The organism is Parasphingomonas zepuensis (assembly GCF_036663735.1).
Lineage (GTDB): Bacteria > Pseudomonadota > Alphaproteobacteria > Sphingomonadales > Sphingomonadaceae > Sphingomonas.
Genome location: NZ_JAXOJO010000023.1, coordinates 1 through 1634 on the forward strand (window position 1 = coordinate 1; position 1634 = coordinate 1634).

Annotated in this window: 1 protein-coding gene; it reads left to right on the plus strand. The window is 59.2% G+C overall.

Annotated features, from left to right (window positions below; translation table 11 throughout):
- Positions 1 to 141: 141 nt before the first annotated feature.
- A partial coding sequence (locus U1769_RS24870) for a M3 family metallopeptidase (protein WP_332720847.1) occupies positions 142 to 1634 on the plus strand: 1493 nt, incomplete at its 3' end.

The window sequence follows — 1634 nt, forward strand, 5'->3', positions numbered from 1 at the left end:
TCGAGCAGACGGTCGAGGCTCAATAACGGGCTAAGTTGCTGATTTAACCGCGACTAAAGCTGAATTGAAAAGGTCTGCCGCTTGCCAATGCGGACTGCAGGAGCGTATCATCTTGCTATCACACCTTTTCAGGGGATTTCGATGAAACCCGTTTCCGGCGCGATTCTGCTCGCCACCTCTTCGCTCTTCTCCGCTACAGCACAGGCCGGTCCCATGTCACAAAATAATCCGGCTGCCAGCCAATCCAGCGCCCCTGTCCCCGATGCTGCACCGATGCTGGCGGAATGGGCCGGTCCTTTCGATGGCGTTCCGCAGTGGGACAAGGTGACCCCGGCAATGTTCCCCGCGGCGTTCGAGGCAGGCATGGCCGAGGCACGCGCTGAGTTCGCCAAGGTTCGCGACGACCCCGAAGCCCCCTCTTTCGCCAACACGATCGAAGCCCCGCAAAAATCCACGACCGCTCTTTCGCGCGTGTTTCCGATTTGGGGTGTGTACACGAGCAATCTCGCCACACCCGAGGTGCAGAAAATCGCGACCGAATGGAGCCCGAAGCTTTCGGCTTTCTCGACCGAGCTGGCGCTCGACCCAAAGATGTTCGCGCGGGTCAAAACACTCTATGACAAGCGCCAGACGCTTGGGCTGAACGCGCAGCAGATGCGGCTGCTCGAGCGGACCTATCGCGGATATGTCACGTCCGGCGCGCTGCTCAATGAAGCGCAGAAGGCCGAGATCAAGCGTATCAACAGCGAGTTGTCGAAAGCCTATACCGAGTTCAGCAAGCGCGTGCTGGCCGATGAGGAAACAGCGATCATCCTGACCAGCGAGGCTGACCTGGTCGGCCTGTCGGACAGTTTCAAGGCGAGTTTGGCGGACGAAGCCAAGGCGCGTGGTCAAGCGGGCAAATGGGCAGTCAAGAACACCCGCTCGTCGATGCAGCCGTTCCTGATGTATTCCACCCGTCGTGACCTGCGCGAGAAGATCTACAACGCTTATATCAATCGCGGCGACAACGGCGACGCGAACGACACGAACGCAATTATCGCCAACATCCTGAAGCTGCGCCAGGAACGCGCCGTCGTCCTCGGCTTCAAGAACCACGCCGAATATCGGATGGATGATACGATGGCGGAAACCCCCGCCAACGCGACCAAGCTGATGGAATCAGTCTGGCCCGCAGCCCGCGCCCGTGTGCTGGAGGAAGTGGCCGACATGCAGGCGCTGGCCGACAAAGAGGGCGCCAAGTTCAAGATCGCCGGCTGGGACTATCGCTTTTATGCGGAGAAGGTCCGCAAGGCGAGATTCGATCTCGATGAGAGCGAGGTGAAGCCATATCTGGAGCTGAACAACATGGTCAATGCCATGTTCTATGCCGCCGGGCGTCTCTACGATCTGCAGTTCAAGGAAAATACTGGCACGATTCCGGTATTCCACGCGGACATCCGCACCTTTGAAGTGACGCGACAGGGCAAGACTGTCGGCGTCTTCTACCTCGACAATTTCGCGCGTGCCGGGAAGCGATCGGGTGCGTGGGCGACCAGCTATCGCGGACGTTCGGGGCTGCGCGGTGATGATATCGTGCTGTCGTCGAACAACAATAACTTCACAAAGGGCGGGGCGGGCGAGCCGACGCTGAT